General features: G+C 69.3%; 16 protein-coding genes. 5 read left to right on the forward strand and 11 right to left on the reverse strand.

What is annotated here, in order from left to right; translation table 11 throughout:
* Positions 1 to 33 precede the first annotated feature (33 nt).
* From BP05_RS14800 to BP05_RS14810, 3 genes are all read right to left on the reverse strand, one after another.
* Complete coding sequence (locus BP05_RS14800) at positions 34 to 879, reverse strand: hypothetical protein (protein WP_496364813.1); 846 nt, start codon at positions 877 to 879, stop codon at positions 34 to 36.
* A gap of 3 nt (positions 880 to 882) precedes the next feature.
* Positions 883 to 1,800 (reverse strand): acyl-CoA thioesterase, encoded by a 918-nt coding sequence (locus BP05_RS14805; protein ID WP_496364815.1) that lies wholly within the window; start codon positions 1,798 to 1,800, stop codon positions 883 to 885.
* Between the two features lie 73 nt (positions 1,801 to 1,873).
* The gene (locus BP05_RS14810) at positions 1,874 to 2,446 is read right to left on the reverse strand and encodes an N-acetylmuramoyl-L-alanine amidase (RefSeq protein WP_496364817.1); all 573 of its coding nucleotides are present in this window, start codon (positions 2,444 to 2,446) and stop codon (positions 1,874 to 1,876) included.
* A gap of 56 nt (positions 2,447 to 2,502) precedes the next feature.
* On the opposite strand from BP05_RS14810, the gene BP05_RS14815 reads away from it, so the two are divergent.
* The 5 genes from BP05_RS14815 to BP05_RS14835 all read left to right on the forward strand — a co-directional run bounded on the left by BP05_RS14815 (position 2,503) and on the right by BP05_RS14835 (position 7,290).
* On the forward strand, positions 2,503 to 3,000 hold the full coding sequence (locus BP05_RS14815) for an MOSC domain-containing protein (RefSeq protein ID WP_496364818.1): 498 nt from the start codon (positions 2,503 to 2,505) through the stop codon (positions 2,998 to 3,000).
* 63 nt (positions 3,001 to 3,063) lie between these two features.
* Positions 3,064 to 3,588 carry an alpha/beta hydrolase gene (locus BP05_RS14820; RefSeq protein ID WP_496364819.1) on the forward strand — a complete coding sequence of 175 codons (525 nt, stop codon included), beginning with the start codon at positions 3,064 to 3,066 and terminating at the stop codon, positions 3,586 to 3,588.
* Positions 3,585 to 5,726 carry a bifunctional 23S rRNA (guanine(2069)-N(7))-methyltransferase RlmK/23S rRNA (guanine(2445)-N(2))-methyltransferase RlmL gene (gene rlmKL / locus BP05_RS14825; protein WP_496364821.1) on the forward strand — a complete coding sequence of 714 codons (2,142 nt, stop codon included), beginning with the start codon at positions 3,585 to 3,587 and terminating at the stop codon, positions 5,724 to 5,726. The genes BP05_RS14820 and rlmKL overlap by 4 nt, the downstream gene beginning before the upstream one ends.
* Positions 5,727 to 5,730: 4 nt before the next feature.
* Positions 5,731 to 6,336, forward strand: a complete 606-nt coding sequence (locus tag BP05_RS14830) for a class I SAM-dependent methyltransferase (RefSeq protein ID WP_496364823.1) — start codon at positions 5,731 to 5,733, stop codon at positions 6,334 to 6,336.
* A 93-nt stretch (positions 6,337 to 6,429) separates the two neighbouring features.
* Positions 6,430 to 7,290: a pirin family protein gene (locus BP05_RS14835; protein WP_496364825.1), complete on the forward strand. Its 861-nt coding sequence runs from the start codon at positions 6,430 to 6,432 to the stop codon at positions 7,288 to 7,290.
* A gap of 74 nt (positions 7,291 to 7,364) precedes the next feature.
* On the opposite strand, the gene aqpZ is transcribed toward BP05_RS14835, so the two are convergent.
* The 8 genes from aqpZ to BP05_RS14875 all read right to left on the reverse strand — a co-directional run bounded on the left by aqpZ (position 7,365) and on the right by BP05_RS14875 (position 15,909).
* Complete coding sequence (gene aqpZ, locus BP05_RS14840; protein WP_496364826.1) at positions 7,365 to 8,075, reverse strand: aquaporin Z; 711 nt, start codon at positions 8,073 to 8,075, stop codon at positions 7,365 to 7,367.
* Between the two features lie 112 nt (positions 8,076 to 8,187).
* Positions 8,188 to 8,628, reverse strand: a complete 441-nt coding sequence (locus BP05_RS14845) for a hypothetical protein (protein WP_496364828.1) — start codon at positions 8,626 to 8,628, stop codon at positions 8,188 to 8,190.
* Between the two features lie 207 nt (positions 8,629 to 8,835).
* A complete protein-coding gene (locus BP05_RS14850) occupies positions 8,836 to 9,696 on the reverse strand; it encodes a pirin family protein (protein WP_496364830.1) in 861 nt (286 codons plus the stop codon).
* On the reverse strand, positions 9,693 to 10,079 hold the full coding sequence (locus tag BP05_RS14855; protein WP_496364832.1) for a hypothetical protein: 387 nt from the start codon (positions 10,077 to 10,079) through the stop codon (positions 9,693 to 9,695). Before BP05_RS14855 ends, BP05_RS14850 begins: the two co-directional genes overlap by 4 nt.
* Before the next feature lie 75 nt (positions 10,080 to 10,154).
* A complete protein-coding gene (gene nfi / locus BP05_RS14860; RefSeq protein ID WP_496364834.1) occupies positions 10,155 to 10,829 on the reverse strand; it encodes a deoxyribonuclease V in 675 nt (224 codons plus the stop codon).
* Positions 10,829 to 11,353 (reverse strand): phosphoglycerate mutase family protein, encoded by a 525-nt coding sequence (locus BP05_RS14865; RefSeq protein ID WP_496364836.1) that lies wholly within the window; start codon positions 11,351 to 11,353, stop codon positions 10,829 to 10,831. Before BP05_RS14865 ends, nfi begins: the two co-directional genes overlap by 1 nt.
* Before the next feature lie 44 nt (positions 11,354 to 11,397).
* Positions 11,398 to 14,871, reverse strand: coding sequence for a transcription-repair coupling factor (mfd, locus tag BP05_RS14870; RefSeq protein ID WP_496364838.1), 3,474 nt, complete (start codon positions 14,869 to 14,871; stop codon positions 11,398 to 11,400).
* 420 nt (positions 14,872 to 15,291) lie between these two features.
* Positions 15,292 to 15,909 carry a GNAT family N-acetyltransferase gene (locus BP05_RS14875; RefSeq protein WP_496364840.1) on the reverse strand — a complete coding sequence of 206 codons (618 nt, stop codon included), beginning with the start codon at positions 15,907 to 15,909 and terminating at the stop codon, positions 15,292 to 15,294.
* Between the last annotated feature and the right edge of the window lie 3 nt (positions 15,910 to 15,912).

The following is a 15,912-nucleotide window of genomic DNA, read 5'->3' on the forward strand; positions in this document are numbered from 1 at the left end:
AGGGCCCGGACAGGTAGCCGGTCCGGCGCGCCTTCACTCGGTCATGCCGTAGGAGGCGACGTGGCGCAGCACCTTGACCACCTGCCAGGCGCCGCCGACGCGCTTCACTTCCAGCGTCTTGTAGTGCGCGAACTGGCCGTGGTGGAACGACTCGAACTCGACGGTGCCGGCGTCGGGGCCGGTCGGCTTGAACGCGCGCACCGTCGCCAGCAGCGCCGGCTTGCCGGTAGCCGCCTGGTAGCTACCGCGATCGGGGTCGAACTCGCGCACGCATTGCGACATGGGCACGACTTCGTTGGCAGGCTGCTTCATGGCGGCAATCACCGCGGCCGAGGCATCGGCATCGTCGATGGCCAGGCACAGCACCATCTTCGGGGCGGCCAGTTCCCTGGCGAATACCGCCAGCGCCAGCGACTCGGGCGTGCCGCCGGTGCGCGCGGCCTTGTCCGAGACAACCGGCCTGGCTGGCGCCGTCGCCTGCCGCGGCGCATAGCAGCCGCGCAGCATCGCCAGCACGATGATCAGGACGATGCCGCCCAGCAGGATGAGCTTGAAGCGGAACATGCGCTTCTGCGCCGGCGATTTCTCCAGCCGCACTTCCTCGGTGCGGAAACTCAGCGGCTGGAAGCTGTCGCTGGGGCGCGTGGATTCGAGCAGGCCGTTGTCGCGCAGGATCTCGCGGGCGCGGGTGTGGTCCTCGGACTGCACCACCCATACCGCCGGCTTGGGCGCCGAATCGTCGCTGTAGCTGGCGCGGCTGCGCATCTTGCCCTTGTAGCTGCGGCCGTTGCTGATGCGCACTTCGATGCCGGCATCGCGCAGCAACTGCGCGACCGCTTCGACGTTCTCGAGGCGAAGACTGCTGAATACCTGACGCATCGGTTACTTCGCCTTGGTGTCTTGCCCGGCACGGGCCTGCTTTTCCTCATTCGCGTGGACAACGCGGATGAGGCCTTCCTGCGCGGTGCTGGCGACGAGCCGGCCCTCGCGGTCGTAGATCATGCCGCGGGCCAGGCCGCGCGCGGACTGCGCGCTGGGACTGTCGATCGAATACAGCAGCCAGTCGTCGGCGCGGAACGGGCGGTGGAACCACATCGCGTGGTCGAGCGAGGCCATCTGCACGTTCGGCTGGTAGTAGCTGATGCCATGCGGGAAGGTCGCCGTGCCGAGCAGGTGGAAATCCGACGAGTAGGCGAGCAGGGCACGGTGCAGTTCCGGCGCGTCGCCGACCTTCTCCGACAGGCGAAACCACACGTGCTGGTAAGGCGGGCGCTTGGGCGGGTTGAGCTCGTCGCGCGGGTACACGTGGCGGAACTCGAACGGCCCCTGCCGCGACACCCAGCGCTGCACCTTGGTCGGCAGCGTCGCGAGGATCTCCGGCGCCAGCGCGGGCGCGGCATCGATGTCCTCCGGCTTGGGCACTTCCGGCATCGACAGCTGGTGCTCGCCGCTGTCCTCGTCCTTCTGGAACGAGGCGGCGAGGAACAGGATCGGCTGGCCGTGCTGGATCGCGGTCACGCGCCGCACCGAGAAGCTGCCGCCGTCGCGCGTGCGGTCGACGACATAGACGATCGGTGCTTCGATGTTGCCCGCGCGCAGGAAGTAGGCGTGTAGCGAATGCGCATTGCGCGGCTCGCTCGCCGAATCCATCGTCGCCTGAGCGGCCGACAGCGCCTGGCCCAGGACCTGGCCGCCGAACACGTACTTGGTGCCGATGTCGCGGCTCTGGCCGCGGAACAGGTTGTCCTCCAGGCGTTCGAGCGAAAGCAGTTCGATGAGCTCGGAAACGGGGGAGGTCATGGGCGTGGCGGCCGGCGTGGGAAGGCCCGGATTATATCGGCCGGCGACCGACGCCCGGCTCCGGGCCGTGGTGTCAGGGGCGCAGCCGCTGCAATCGCACCGAATCCATCACGCGCTGCCACGGAAACAGCGGTCCCGGATCGCGCTTGCGCGCGACCTGCACTGCGGGATCGTCTGCGGCGGGCTCGGTGGCCCTATCGAGGTCCTCGTGGCCGGCGATCTGCCGCAGCGACGGCAGGTCCGCCTGCAGCGTCTGCAGCAGGGCGATCAGGGATTCGATCTGCGCTTCGGTGTACGGCTCGTCCATCGCCTGGTGGCGCGAATCGTGCCAGTCCGGATAGCGGCCGGTGTTCACCAGTTCGATTCCGATCGCGCGGGTGTTGTAGCCGCGCACGTGGTGCGCGATGCGCTCCAGCGGCACGTACTGGAAGACGCTGCCGTCGCGGTCGATGTAGTAGTGGCCGCTGTTGCCGGTGCCCGAGGCATACAGCTCGCGTTCGCCGAACTCCCTGGCCATCGCCATGTCCGGCAGCTCGGTGCAGTGGATCACCACCAGGTCGATCTGCGCCAACGGCCGCTCGTCGAGACGGGCCTCGTAGGGCAGCAGGTCGACGGTGATGGGCAGCGGCGGCGGGTCGGGCAACATGCGGCGGATGCTAGCATTCGCCTTCGTTCCAACTGCTCGCCTCAGTGAGGGCTGACATGACCCTGCCACCGGCGGACTCCGAACTCGGCAAGCTGATGGCCACCCTGCCGCGTCCCGGCCGGGTGGAGTGGATCGGCCTGCGTCCGGCCCGCGGCCAGGCGATGCGCGAGGTGGATGCCGCCGAAGCCCTGGCCGGCAAGGGCCTAACCGGTGACCGCTATGCCAGCGGCAGCGGCAAGCGCGGCGTGACCCTGATCCAGGCCGAGCACCTGCCGGTGATCGCTGCGCTATCGGGCAACGCGAACGTGCTGCCTGCGCTGTTGCGGCGGAACGTCGTGGTCTCGGGCCTGCCTTTGATCGCACTGAAGGAACGGCGCTTCCGCATCGGCGAGGTCGTGCTCGAAGGCACGGGCGAGTGCGATCCGTGTTCCAACATGGAAAAGGCGCTCGGCCCGGGCGGCTTCAACGCGATGCGCAGCCATGGCGGCCTGTGCGCGCGGATCGTCGAGGGCGGCGTGTTCCGCCTCGGCGATGCGGTGGTCGCGCTGGCCTGACGGCGTCGCCCATCTTGAGGCGTTTGATCGCACACGCTCCCCACCGGATTACAACTGCGCCAAATGCCCGGACACTGCATCCTCTGCCACGGTTTCGAGAGCGGTCCCGACCCCACCAAGGTGACTGCCCTGGCGGATGTCGCCGACCAGCTCGGCTGGACCCACGAGCGACCCGATTTCACCGACCTCGATGCGAAGCGCGAGATCAGCGGTCTCGGCGACGTGCACGCGCGCGTGCAACGCCTGCTCGCGCTCGCGCGCGAAGCCGCCGCACGCGGCCCGCTGGTGCTGGCGGGTTCGAGCCTCGGCGCCTGGATCGCCGGCAAGGTGTCGATGCAGGTGCCGGTGAAGGGCCTGTTCCTGATGGCGCCGCCGATCACTCTTGATGCCTCGCATCCGATCGAGGCCGCACGCGTGCCGACCAGCATCGTCCATGGCTGGGATGACGAATTGATCCCCGCCCTGCAGGTCGTGCAATGGGCGCAGCAGCGCCGCGCGCGCCTGCTGATGGTCGACGACACCCATCGGTTGTCGTCGCATGTCCACGCCAGCGCCGTCGCGTTCGGCCAGTTCCTGGAGTCGCTGTGAAGTTTTTCGCCAGTTGTGGCAAGGGCCTGGAATACCTGCTCGCCGACGAGTTGATGGCGCTGGGCTGTACGCGCGCCACCGCGACCATGGCCGGGGCGAACGCCGAAGGCTCGCTGCTCGACGCCCAGCGCGCCGTGCTGTGGTCGCGCCTGGCCAGCCGCGTGCTGTGGCCGCTGGCGGAGTTCGACTGCCCCGACGAGCGCGCGCTGTACGAGGGCGCCGCCGCGATCGACTGGCCGCAGCACCTCGCTGCCGGCGACACCCTCGCCGTCGACGCCCATGTCTCCGGCGACGCCCTCACCCACGCGCGTTACGCCGCGCAACGGGTGAAGGACGCCGTCGTCGACGTGATGCGCGCGCGCACCGGCGCGCGGCCGGACGTCGACGTCGAAGCGCCGGACCTGCGGCTCAACCTGGTCGTGCGCAAGGGGCGGGCGGTGCTGTCCGTCGACCTCGGTGGCGGACCGCTGCATCGCCGTGGCTGGCGCCGCGTGCAGGGCGAGGCGCCGCTGAAGGAGAACCTCGCCGCGGCCGTGCTGCTGCGTGGCGGCTGGCCGCGCGTGTATGCCGAAGGCGGCGCACTGCTCGACCCGATGTGTGGCAGCGGCACCCTGGTGATCGAGGCGGCGATGATGGCGGCCGACGTCGCCCCGGGCCTGCATCGCGAAGGCGGATTCCGGCCGACGCGTTGGCGCGGTTTCGATGTCGAGGCGTGGACGCGCCTGCGTGAGGAAGCGCTGGAGCGTGAAGCGAAGGGGCGCGATGCACTGCGGGCGGCGTTCCGTGGCAGCGACATCGATCCGCATGCGATTCGCGCGGCCCGCGAGAACGCGGAATCGGCGGGCGTCGACGCGGCGATCGAATGGAAAGTCGAGGATGTCCGCCAGCTGGCCATCAGTGAAGGCGCGGCCCCGGGACTGGTCGCGTGCAATCCGCCCTACGACGCCCGCCTGGCTGCCGATCCGGCGCTGTACCGAGCGCTCGGCGATGCCCTCAAGCGCACCGTCCCGCAATGGCGCGCCAGCCTGCTCTGCGGGGATGCCGACCTGGCGTTTGCCACCGGCCTGCGCGCGGCGAAGAAATACCAGCTGTTCAACGGCGCGATCGAATGCACGCTGATCGTCGCCGACCCGGTCGCGCCGCCGCAACGCGAGCGTCCGGAGCAGGCGCAGGCCTTGTCCGAAGGCGCGCAGATGGTCGCGAACCGTTTGCGCAAGAACGTGCGCAAGCTGAAGTCCTGGCGCGAGCGCGAAGGCGTGCACTGCTATCGCGCCTACGACGCGGACCTGCCCGAATACGCGGCCGCGATCGACGTCTACGAGACCGACGAAACGCCGCCGCGCAGGTTCCTGCACGTGCAGGAGTACGCCGCGCCCGCCGAGATCCCGCAGGACGTGCAGCGCCGCCGCCTCAACGAGGCGCTGGCTGCCGCGCGCGAAGTCTTCGACGTGCCGCGCGAACGCATCGCGCTGAAGACGCGCGCCCGCGGCAAGGGCGGGAGCAAGTACGGGCAATTCGACACGCGCGGCGAATTCATCGTCGTACGCGAGGGTGACGCCCGGCTGCGGGTGAACCTGTTCGACTACCTCGACACGGGGCTGTTCCTCGACCACCGGCCGATGCGCCTGCGCATCGCCGAGGAAGCGCGCGACGCGCGCTTCCTCAACCTCTTCGCCTACACCGGCGCGGCGACCGTGCACGCGGCGTTGGGTGGGGCGCGACAGACCACCACCGTCGACCTGTCGGCCACGTACCTGCAGTGGTGCGCGGACAACCTGCGCGAGAACGGCTTCGGTGGAACCAGGCACCGGCTGGTGCAGGCCGACGCGATGGAGTGGCTGGCGCATGACGAAGGCGAATACGACCTGATCTTCTGCGACCCGCCGACCTTCTCCAACTCCAAGCGTGCCGACGACTTCGACGTGCAGGCGGTGCACGTCGCCCTGTTGCAGGCGGCCGTGGCCCGGCTGTCGCGCGAGGGCGCGCTGTATTTCTCCAACAACTTCCGCCGCTTCCGCCTCGATGAAGCGGCGGTGGCGCAGTTCGCGCGCTGTACCGAGATCAGTCGGGATACCATTCCGCTTGATTTCGAGCGCAACGCCCGCATCCATCGTTGCTGGAAGCTGACCCGCCTGTGAGCCCATGAAGCGACCGCGCCCCGGTGTCTGGAAGTTCTTCTGGCAATGGCTGAAGAACCCGTTGCGCACCGCCGCGGTCGTGCCATCCAGTTCGGAGCTCGCCTACGCGATGATCGCCGAGCTGCCCGAGGACACGCAGCGCGTGATCGAACTGGGTGGCGGTACCGGCGCCATCACGCGCGAGCTGCTCGCCGCCGGCATCCATGCGACCCAGCTGCTGGTGCTGGAACTCAACGAGGAACTGCACACGCACCTGCATGCGCGCTTTCCCGCCGTCCACGTGGTGCTGGGGGACGCGCGTTCGCTGCCGGAGCTGGCGGCGGGTTGCGGATATCTCGACGATGGCCTCGCCGACGCGGTCGTGTCGGGTCTGGGCCTGCTCACCATGCCGCCCGTGTTGCAGCGCGAGATCCTGGAAGGGGCCCTGCAGTGCCTGCGCCCCGACGGCGTGCTGGTCCAGTTCACCTACGGTCCGACGGCCCCGGTGGCCGAGGCGGTCGTGAAGGAACTGGGGCTGCAGGTGCACCGTGGCGACTTCGTGCTGCGCAACGTGCCACCGGCCACCGTCTACGTGTATTCGCGGCGCGCTCCGGCTGCCGCCGCGCATTGACCCCATCGCCGGAACGGTCCTTCGCCGCGATGTCCCTACGGGCTTGCGGCGCCCGACGCCATCTTGTGCGCAGCCCACAGGAGCACGTTTCCAATGAACACCCTGGCCCCCACCACTTACGCCCGCGCAGTCCGCACCCTGCGCGGCCAGGCCACATCCGACGGTGCAGGCGTGCGCCTGACCCGCGTGATCGGCGGGCCGACGTTGCCGGACCTGGATCCGTTCCTGCTGCTGGACGAGTTCGGCACGGACCGGCCGGAGGATTACCTCGCCGGGTTCCCCGAGCATCCGCATCGTGGCTTCGAGACCGTGACCTACATGCTCGATGGCCGCATGCGCCATCGCGACAACCACGGCAACGAAGGACTGCTGACGCCGGGCTCCGTGCAATGGATGACCGCGGGTCGCGGCCTGGTGCATTCGGAAATGCCCGAACAGGAGGAAGGCCGCATGCGCGGCTTCCAGCTGTGGGTCAACCTGCCCGGCAAGGAGAAGATGACGCAGCCGCGTTACCAGGAATTCCCGGCCGAACGCATGCCGCTGGTGCAGCCGCGCGACGGCGTGCGCGTCAAGGTGATCGCCGGTGAGGTCGATGGCGCGCGTGGGCCGATCTCGCAGCCGGCGACCGAGCCGGTCTACCTGGACATCGCGCTGGCGGCGGGAAGCGCGTGGGAATACACGCTGCCGGAAGGGCACAACGCGTTCGCGTACGTGTTCGAGGGCGAGGCCAGCGTCGGCGACGGCGAAGACGCGCGCCGGCTCGATACGCACGAAATGGCGGTGCTCGGCGGCGGCGATGTGTTCAAGGCGACGGCCCTGGGCAAGGAAGCGCGCCTGATCCTCGTGGCCGGGCGCCCCCTGCGCGAGCCGGTGGCGCGTTACGGCCCGTTCGTGATGAACACCAAGCAGGAAATCATGCAGGCGTTCGTGGACTTCCAGGAAGGGCGCTTCTGATGCTGTGATTGCGCCCCGCCGCACTCGCAGAACGGCCACGCCTCGCGCGTGGCCGTTCGCGTTTTTGGGCCCGTTTACTCGCGTTCGAGCATGCGGTGCAGGTAGCCGCCCATCAGGCCGCCCAGGATCGGCGCCAGCCAGAACAGCCACAGCTGCGACAGCGCGACCGGGCCGGCGAACAACGCAACGCCGGTCGAGCGCGCGGGATTCACCGAGGTATTCGTCACCGGAATGCTGACCAGGTGGATCAGGGTCAGGGCGAGGCCGATCGCGATCGGTGGGAAACCGGCCGGGACTTCGGGCCGGGTCGCGCCCAGGATCACCACCAGGAACATCGTGGTCATCACCACTTCGCACAGGAATGCCGCCGCCACGCTGTAGCCGCCGGGCGACATCGCGCCGTAGCCGTTGCTGGCGAACACGCCGGCGGCATTGGGATCAAGAGCGAACGTGCCGCTGCCGCGGGCGATCTGCATCAGGATGAAGCCCGCGAGGATCGCGCCGGTCACCTGCGCCACGATGTAGGGCAGCAGCTCGCGCGCGGGGAAGCGGCCGCCGGCCCACAGGCCTAGGCTGACTGCCGGGTTGAAATGGCCGCCGGAGATATGCCCGAGCGCGTACACGCCGGTCAGTACGGTCAGGCCGAAGGCGAGCGAGACGCCAAGCAGGCCGATGCCGAGCGGATTGCCGTCGCCGCCGAATTTCGCCGCCAGCACCGCGCTACCGCAGCCGCCCAATACCAGCCAGAACGTGCCGACGAGTTCGGCGCCCAGTCGGTTCAGCATGGCCGTGCCTCCGCGCGGTCCCGAAGGGACCGGTCCGCTGCCGATCCTACGCCGCAAAAAACAGAACGGCGCCGGCAGTCGTCCCGCCGGCGCCGCTTGTGGTTTGCGTGCGTCAGTTGCTGCTGAGCCGGGTCGAACCGAATTTCATCGACTGCGTCTGCTGCAGCACCTGGTTCAGCTGCTCCGGCGAATTGGCCTGCACCCACATGTAGGCGATGCGGCCGTCGGGCAGCTGCACGGCGGTTTCGCGCGCCTGGATCTGCGTGCCGGCGATTTCCGTCCGGTACCAGGTGACCTCGCGGCCGTCGATGGTCACGCGTTCGGCGCGGTTGCCTCCCTTGGCCTTGAACGGCGAGTCCTTCGCAATGGTCATGCCGAACGCCTCGCTGCCGTCCTCTCGCAGGGCGCGACAGAAATCGGAGCTGGCGCTGCCGCGGTGTTCCCAGGTCAGCCCGGTGTCGGCGGAGAGGTACGGGCAGGCGCCCGCGTCCTGGGCCGAAGCTGCGCCGGCGAGCGGCAACAGCAGCGGCAATAGCCAGATTGGCTTGTTCATGGCGTGTCCCCCTGTGCGGTGTTGCGAAGTACGTTAAGGGCCGGTGAAAGGCTGCGACCCTGGACCGAACATAGCGCCGTTTTGGGGGCTTGACAAATTCCGGCGTTTCACATCTCTGAATCTGGCGATCGTATCGGCCGAAACGGTTTCACCGGCAACCTGAGCCTTCTCAATCAATGGCTTAGGTGGATCCCAAGAGCCTCGGGCTCAGCGCTCGGGCAGGGGGATGAATTCGGTTTCGCCCGGCACTGCGCCGAAGCGGCCTTCCAGCCAGTCCAGCTTGGCCTGCTCGATGCGGTCCTTCGAGCTGGACACGAAGTTCCACCACATGTGGCGCGGCGCATCCAGCGGCTCGCCGCCGAGCAGCATCGCCTTCACCGGCGTCTTCGCACGCAGGCGTGGACGGGTGCCCGGATCCAGCACGACCAGGTGCTGCGCGGGAATGTCGGCACCGTCGAGCTGGGCATCGCCTTCGAGGACATACAGCGCACGTTGCTGGTGGCCGTCGTCGAGGTCGACCTGCGCATCGGCGTCGAGATCGATCGCGACGTACAGGGTGTCGGCGAACACGCGCACCGGCGATTCCTCGCCATACCCGCGCCCGGCCACGATGCGCAGCCACGCGCCGTTGCGACGCTGCTGCGGCAACGTTGCCGCTGCGTGGTGGAAGAAGCCCGGTTCGGCTTCCTCGTGGCTGCGCGGTAGTGCGACCCAGGTCTGCATGCCGTGCACGGGGTGCGCGTGCTCGCGCACCGCCGGCGGCGTGCGCTCCGAGTGGGCGATGCCGCGGCCGGCGGTCATCCAGTTGACGTCGCCGGGATCGATGTCCTGCACGCTGCCCAGCGTATCGCGATGGGTGATGCGACCCGACCACAGGAACGTCACCGTCGCCAGGCCGATGTGCGGATGCGGGCGCACGTCCACGCCGCGACCGGCCTCGAACGTCGCCGGTCCCATGTGGTCGACGAACACGAACGGTCCGACCGAACGTGCCTGCAGCGAGGGAACGGCGCGACGCACCTGGAAGCCACCCAGGTCGTGCACGCGCGGCGCGATGATCATGGTCACGGCGAGGTGCCCCCGGCAGGCGCGGCGCTATCGACGCGGACGGTCACGCGCGGTGCGGGGCCCAAGGCAAGATCGACCAGTTGCAGTCGCCACCGGCCGGCGTCAGCCGAGGGCGTGCGCTCGGTGTTGAGGATGATGCGTGTCGGGGTTCCCGCGCCCCCGTGGTAATCGAACAGCACGTCCGCGTCGCCGGCGCGGATGCACTGCACGTCGGGCGGGCAGCGCGAATCGTTGGCGATGCCGATGTAGCGCAAGGTCGACGCGTCCGGGAGCGTGACGCGTTGGGCCGTCGCCATGGTGAAGTCCTGCCCGGCCGTGACGCCACCACCGGTGGCGCAGGCGGACAATGCGACGAGCATGCAGGCTGCGAGCAGACGGACCATGTCGGTTCCCATTGCGGACGTTGCCGCAAGGCTAGCACCGCGCCCGCAAGCGTGCGGTCGTCAATTCGGAACGGTCTATTCGTCCAAGCGCGAGGCGAGGCGGTCGGCCAGGCGCGTGGGTTCGGGTAGGCGATGGCTCGTAACGAAGCGCATCGTCATCTCTGGTGCGGTCGCCATCGCCACGCGATGGCCGGGCGAGACGATCAGGGGCAGGCAGCCAGGCTTGCTGCGCAGCAACCAGCCGATGTGCTGGCCCTCGTCGCGCAGGGTGGTGAACGCGCCGCGCATTTCATGCAGGGCGGTCGAGCTCTCGCCTACCAGCACCTTCGTCGCCACGCCGATCGTCGGAAGGTCGCTGGCCACGCCGAAATGCGCGGCGATGCCGAGCCGGCGCGGATGGGCGATGCCATGGCCGTCGATGAAGGCGAGATCGGGTGGCGCGGACAGCGATGACAGCGCCGCCAGCAGAGCGGGCAGCTCGCGGAAGCTCAGGAGGCCGGGGATGTAGGGCATCCGGGTCGGCAGTCGCACCACCTGCGTTTCCAGCACCTGCAGGTTGGCCGCATCGAGCAGCACGGCCGCGGCGCGCGTGGTCGCCCCCTCGTCCTCAAAGCCCACGTCGAAGCCGGCGATTGTGCGCAGCGCCTTCGGGAACGCGTCCTTCAGGCTCACCCGTTGCGCGAGTTCGTCCTGCACGGCGCGCAGGGCGGCGGTGTCGCCGCTCCATTCGGGCAGGGGCTCGAACGCCATCAGTAGCGCTCCTCGCGCAGCGTCGCCTCGCCGTCGGCCGTGATCGCGATGGTGATGCGGCGGTCGAATTCGCCATCGGCCATCGGCGCCACGCGGCAGCCGCACAGCGCGGCGGCAATCGCCGGCACGGTGTTGCTGTGGCCAACCACGAGCACCGTGCCGTCGCGATGATCGCGGCGCAGTTGCGCGGCCAGGTCGGCCGCGGAGCGGCTGGCGTCGTAGGTGATGACCGGCAACGCATGCGACTGCGCGGAAGGCGTCGCCGTCGCCTGCGTGCGCCGGTAGCCCGTGGCATAGGCGGCACGCAGCGGTGCGGATGCGAGCGACGCGGACAGCACGCGTGCGCGCGCTGCGCCGGCGTCGGACAGCGGTGGGTCCTTGCTGCCGTCGTCGGCCTTCTCGGCGTGGCGGACGAGGACGAAGGTCGCTCCCGCATCGCGCGCCGGCTGGCCCGCGCAACCGCCGATCAGGGTGGCCAGGAGCAGCGCCGCGCAGGCGCGGGTGGCGCGCATGTTGGCGGGCATGGTTCGTCCCGTTCCAGCCATGTTCGAACGTACGCTGGCGGCGATCATGCCGCCGCCCGGTCCAGCATGGTCAGCAGGCCACGCGCCGCCGCGACGCGCGAGGCGGCATCGGGAAGCTCCAGCTTCACCTTCAGCTTGTCCGGCCCGTCCATCTGGTAGAGCTTGGGTTGGCCCTGGATGAGCTTGATCACCGCCATCGGATCGACGTTGGGGCGTTCGACGAACTGCAGGCGTCCGCCCTTGTCGCCCAGGTCGAGCTTGCGGATTCCGAGCGCGGTGGATTGCAGCTTCAGTTCGGCGATGGTGAACAGATGCTTGGCCGCATCCGGGAGCAGGCCGAAGCGGTCCACCATCTCCACCTGCAGCTCGCGCAGCTCATCCGCATCGCGCGCGCCGCTGATGCGCTTGTACAGGGTCAGGCGCGTGTGCACGTCGGGCAGGTAATCGTCGGGGATGAGCGCGGGCACGTGCAGTTCGACTTCGGCGCCGCGCGCTTCGTGGGCGTCCACGTCCGGCAGCTTGCCCTGCCTGATGGAACGGACCGCGCGCTCCAGCAGCTCGGTGTACAGGCTGAAGCCGACTTCCGCCATCTGCCCGCTCTGGTCCTCGCCCAGCAGTTCGCCGGCGCCGCGGATCTCCAGGTCGTGGGTGGCCAGGGTGAAGCCGGCACCGAGTTCGTCCATCGCCGCGATCGCGTCCAGGCGCTTGCGCGCGTCTTCGGTGATCGCCTTGCGGTCGGGCACGACCAGGTACGCGTACGCGCGGTGGTGCGAACGGCCGACGCGGCCGCGCAACTGGTGCAGCTGCGCCAGGCCGAAGCGGTCGGCGCGGTGGATGATGATGGTGTTGGCGTTCGGGATGTCGATGCCCGACTCGATGATGGTCGAGGCCAGCAGTACGTTGAAGCGCTGCTTGTGGAAGTCGAGCATCACCCGCTCCAGTTCGCGTTCGGGCATCTGCCCGTGGGCGATGCCGATGCGCGCCTCGGGCACGAGTTCTTCTAGCTGGCGTTGCATCCGCGCCATGTGCTCGACGTCGTTGTTGAGGAAATACACCTGGCCGCCGCGCGACAGCTCGCGCTGGAACGCTTCGCGCAACTGCGCGTCGTCCCATGGCACGACGAAGGTCTGCACGGCGAGGCGATGCGCCGGCGGCGTGGCGATGATCGACAGGTCGCGCAGCCCGGCCATCGCCATGTTGAGCGTGCGCGGGATCGGCGTGGCGGTGAGCGTCACCAGGTGCACGTTGGCGCGCAGGGCCTTCAGCGCTTCCTTCTGGCGCACGCCGAAGCGTTGTTCCTCGTCGACGATGACCAGGCCCAGGTCCTTGAAGCGCACGTCGCCTTGGAGCAGGCGGTGGGTGCCGACGATCACGTCGATCTTGCCCTCGGAGACGCGCTGCAGTTCGGACTCGATTTCCTTCTTGGTCTTGAAGCGCGACAGCACCTCGACCTTGATCGGCCAGTCGGCGAAGCGGTCGCGGAAATTGCGGTAGTGCTGCTCGGCCAGCAGCGTGGTCGGCACCAGCACCGCCACCTGCTTGCCCGCGGCCGCGGCGACGAACGCCGCGCGCACCGCGACCTCGGTCTTGCCGAAACCGACGTCGCCGCAGACCACGCGGTCCATCGGCTGCGAACTGGCGAGGTCGCGGATGACCGCTTCGATCGCGGCGTGCTGGTCGGGCGTTTCCTCGAACGGGAACGTCGCGGCGAACGGCTCGTACATGGCGCGGTCCACGTCGAGCGCCAGGCCGGCGCGGGCGCGGCGCTTGGCCTGGATCTCGAGCAGTTCGGCGGCGACGTCGCGGACCTTTTCCGCGGCCTTGCGCTTGGCCTTGGTCCACGCTTCGCCGCCCAGCGAATGCAGCGGCGCGGTTTCGGCCGATGCGCCGGAGTAGCGGCTGATCAGGTGCAGTTGCGCGACCGGCACGTACAGGCGGTCGCCCTTGGCGTATTCGATCTCGAGGTATTCGCCGGGCAGGCCGCCGGCTTCCAGCGTGATCAAGCCGCGATAGCGGCCGACGCCATGGTCCTCGTGCACGATCGGCGCGCCTTCGGTGAGTTCGCCGAGGTCGCGGATGATCGCTTCGGGCTCGCGCCCGGCGCGCTTGCGCCGACGCGGTTGCGCGGCGCGTTCGGGGAACAGCTGGCGTTCGGTGAGGACGGCGAGCGCCGGTTCGGTCAGGGCGAAGCCGTCTTCCAGCGGCGCGACGGCGATCGCGAAGCGGTGGTCGGCCGCGGCGAAGGCGCTCCAGTCCGCGACCACGGCCGGGCGCAGTTCGGCGGCCTGCAGCAGCTCCAGCAGGGCTTCGCGCCGGCCGGGCGAATCCGCGGCGATGAGTGTGCGGCCCGCATAGGTGCGCAGGAACGACTTCAATGCTTCCGCCGGCTGCGCGTCCTTGGCGGCGACCGGCAGCGCCGGCGCGGGCTGGTCGCCCAGGGCGGAGGCGCGCTCGCGCTGCGGGTGCTGCTCGCCGCACACCTCGACGCGATCGCCCCGGTTGAGCTGTTCGCGCAGCGCATCCGGCGACAGGTAAAGCTCGGTGGGCGGCAGCAGCGGGCGTTCGAGGTCGTGGCGCCGTTGTTCGTAGCGATCGGCGGTCTGCTTCCAGAACTGTTCGGCCGCGTCGAGCGCGCCGTCCGCGATCACCGGCAGCGCATCGCCGGCGAGGTAGTCGAACAGGGTCGAGGTCTGCGCGAAGAACAGCGGCAGGTAGTACTCGATGCCGGCCGGCGCGATGCCCGCCTTGAGGTCCTGGTACAGCGCGCTGCGCCGCGTATCGACGTCGAAGCGGTCGCGCAGGGCGTCCAGGGCGCGCTTGAGCGCGGCATCGTCCAACGGCAGCTCGCGGCCGGGCAGCAGGTGCACGGCGTCGATCTTGTCGAGCGAACGCTGCGATTCGGGATCGAACACGCGGATCGTCTCGATCTCGTCGTCCAGCAGTTCGACGCGGTAGGGCGAGTCCGCGCCCATCGGGTACACGTCGAGCAGGCCACCGCGCACGGCGAAATCGCCCGGGTCGAGCACCTGCGGGACATGGCGGTAACCCGCGCCCTCGAGGCGCCGCTTCTCGGCGTCGAGGTCGAGCCGCTGGCCGACGCGCACGTCGAAGCTGCCGCCCACCACATGCTTCAGCGGCGCCAGGCGCTGCAGCAGCGTCTGCACCGGCACGACCACGATCCCGCGCTTCAGCGTGGGCAGCCGATGCAGCGCCGCCAGGCGCTGCGAGACGATGTCCGGGTGCGGGCTGAACTGGTCGTAGGGCAGCGTTTCCCAGTCCGGAAACGGCAGCACCGGCAAGCCGCCTTCGGCGCCGACCAGCGTGCGCAGGTCGGATTCGAGCTGGTTGGCGCCCTGGTTGTCGCGCGCGATCGCGAGGATCGGGCCGGCATGCGCGCTCGCCGCCGCGGCGATATGGAACGCCAGCGCGGAGGGCGAGGCGGGCGCTCGCCACCAGGCACGCTGCTGGCCGGATTTCGGCAGGGGTGGGGCGGGGAAGTTGGAAGCGGAATCGTTCATGGACACGGCGCGCAAAACAACGGCAGCGCCGGACGCGTGCAAGGGCGTCCAGCGCAGCAAGGGCGCGCAGTTTACCGCGCGGTGCGAGGCGGAACGCTTACCCTGTCCAGCGGATTTCGGCCCGGCCGGCGCCCGGTTATCCGGTGGTGAACCGATGGATGATCGACTTCACCTCGGGGACGCGCTCAGCCCGGAGTGTTCGCGCCCCCGATCCTCCTTGGCCCGCACTTTGGTCTCCGATGACATAGGCGCGGTGACCTGGCGAGCGAGTGTTGGGAGCACGGCGCACGACTTCTGCGAAGTGGCACGGCGGTGGCGCGGCGTGGGACAGCCGAGCGCTGAATGTCTCGTTCGATCGGCGCTAGCCGGGCGCGTGTCCGGAGACGGGCCCTGCGGTCGCAGGATGTCCCTGGAAGCGAATTACCGCCCGCCGTGCTGCGGCTGGACGGACGTCCACTGGTCGGACGGGACGCGGCTGGGGGTGCGCGGTTTCAGCTCCAGCCTGACCCGCACCAGTCCTGGCGATTCCTGGCGGAATTCACGCTGGAAACCCAGCGACTGGGCCAGCGTCAGCATGGGGGCGTTGTTCTCGAGCACGTCGCCGTAGAGGCAATTCAGCTTCTTGCCCTTCGCCCACTTCACCAGCCGGGTCATCAGGTAGCGGCCCAGGCCCATCTGCTTGATGTAGCGGCTTACCAGGATCGCGAATTCGGCATCGCGGCCGTTGTCGTCGATCGCGACCCGCGCGACCGCGCCGATCAGAGCCTCGCCCGGCGGCAGCGGCTCGGCCACCACCAGTGCGAACTCGGTCCGCGGGTTGACATGCGTCAGCCGCTCGGCGGCTTCCGCCGAGAGTTCCTTCACTGCGTGCAGGAAGCGCTGCCGGATCTCATCGGGCTCCAGCAGGCCGAAGCCGGCGCGCAATGGCTCGCCGTCCTCGGGGCGGATTGGGCGAATCAGCACCTGCCGTCCGTTCGACAGCGTCAGGCGTTCATGCCAGGGCGGGAGGCGCTCGCGCGTGGGGGATGCTCCTGTCATGGG

Source organism: Lysobacter oryzae DSM 21044 (assembly GCF_059568595.1).

Coding starts and splice junctions, on each gene's coding strand:
- BP05_RS14815 (WP_496364818.1), top strand. CDS start 2,503: ATGACCCTGCCACCGGCGGACTCCGAACTCGGCAAGCTGATGGCCACC.
- BP05_RS14835 (WP_496364825.1), top strand. CDS start 6,430: ATGAACACCCTGGCCCCCACCACTTACGCCCGCGCAGTCCGCACCCTG.
- BP05_RS14845 (WP_496364828.1), bottom strand. CDS start 8,628: ATGAACAAGCCAATCTGGCTATTGCCGCTGCTGTTGCCGCTCGCCGGC.
- BP05_RS14875 (WP_496364840.1), bottom strand. CDS start 15,909: ATGACAGGAGCATCCCCCACGCGCGAGCGCCTCCCGCCCTGGCATGAA.
- aqpZ (WP_496364826.1), bottom strand. CDS start 8,075: ATGCTGAACCGACTGGGCGCCGAACTCGTCGGCACGTTCTGGCTGGTA.
- BP05_RS14805 (WP_496364815.1), bottom strand. CDS start 1,800: ATGACCTCCCCCGTTTCCGAGCTCATCGAACTGCTTTCGCTCGAACGC.
- BP05_RS14810 (WP_496364817.1), bottom strand. CDS start 2,446: ATGTTGCCCGACCCGCCGCCGCTGCCCATCACCGTCGACCTGCTGCCC.
- mfd (WP_496364838.1), bottom strand. CDS start 14,871: ATGAACGATTCCGCTTCCAACTTCCCCGCCCCACCCCTGCCGAAATCC.
- nfi (WP_496364834.1), bottom strand. CDS start 10,829: ATGGCGTTCGAGCCCCTGCCCGAATGGAGCGGCGACACCGCCGCCCTG.
- BP05_RS14865 (WP_496364836.1), bottom strand. CDS start 11,353: ATGCCCGCCAACATGCGCGCCACCCGCGCCTGCGCGGCGCTGCTCCTG.
- BP05_RS14830 (WP_496364823.1), top strand. CDS start 5,731: ATGAAGCGACCGCGCCCCGGTGTCTGGAAGTTCTTCTGGCAATGGCTG.
- BP05_RS14855 (WP_496364832.1), bottom strand. CDS start 10,079: ATGGTCCGTCTGCTCGCAGCCTGCATGCTCGTCGCATTGTCCGCCTGC.
- BP05_RS14820 (WP_496364819.1), top strand. CDS start 3,064: ATGCCCGGACACTGCATCCTCTGCCACGGTTTCGAGAGCGGTCCCGAC.
- BP05_RS14800 (WP_496364813.1), bottom strand. CDS start 879: ATGCGTCAGGTATTCAGCAGTCTTCGCCTCGAGAACGTCGAAGCGGTC.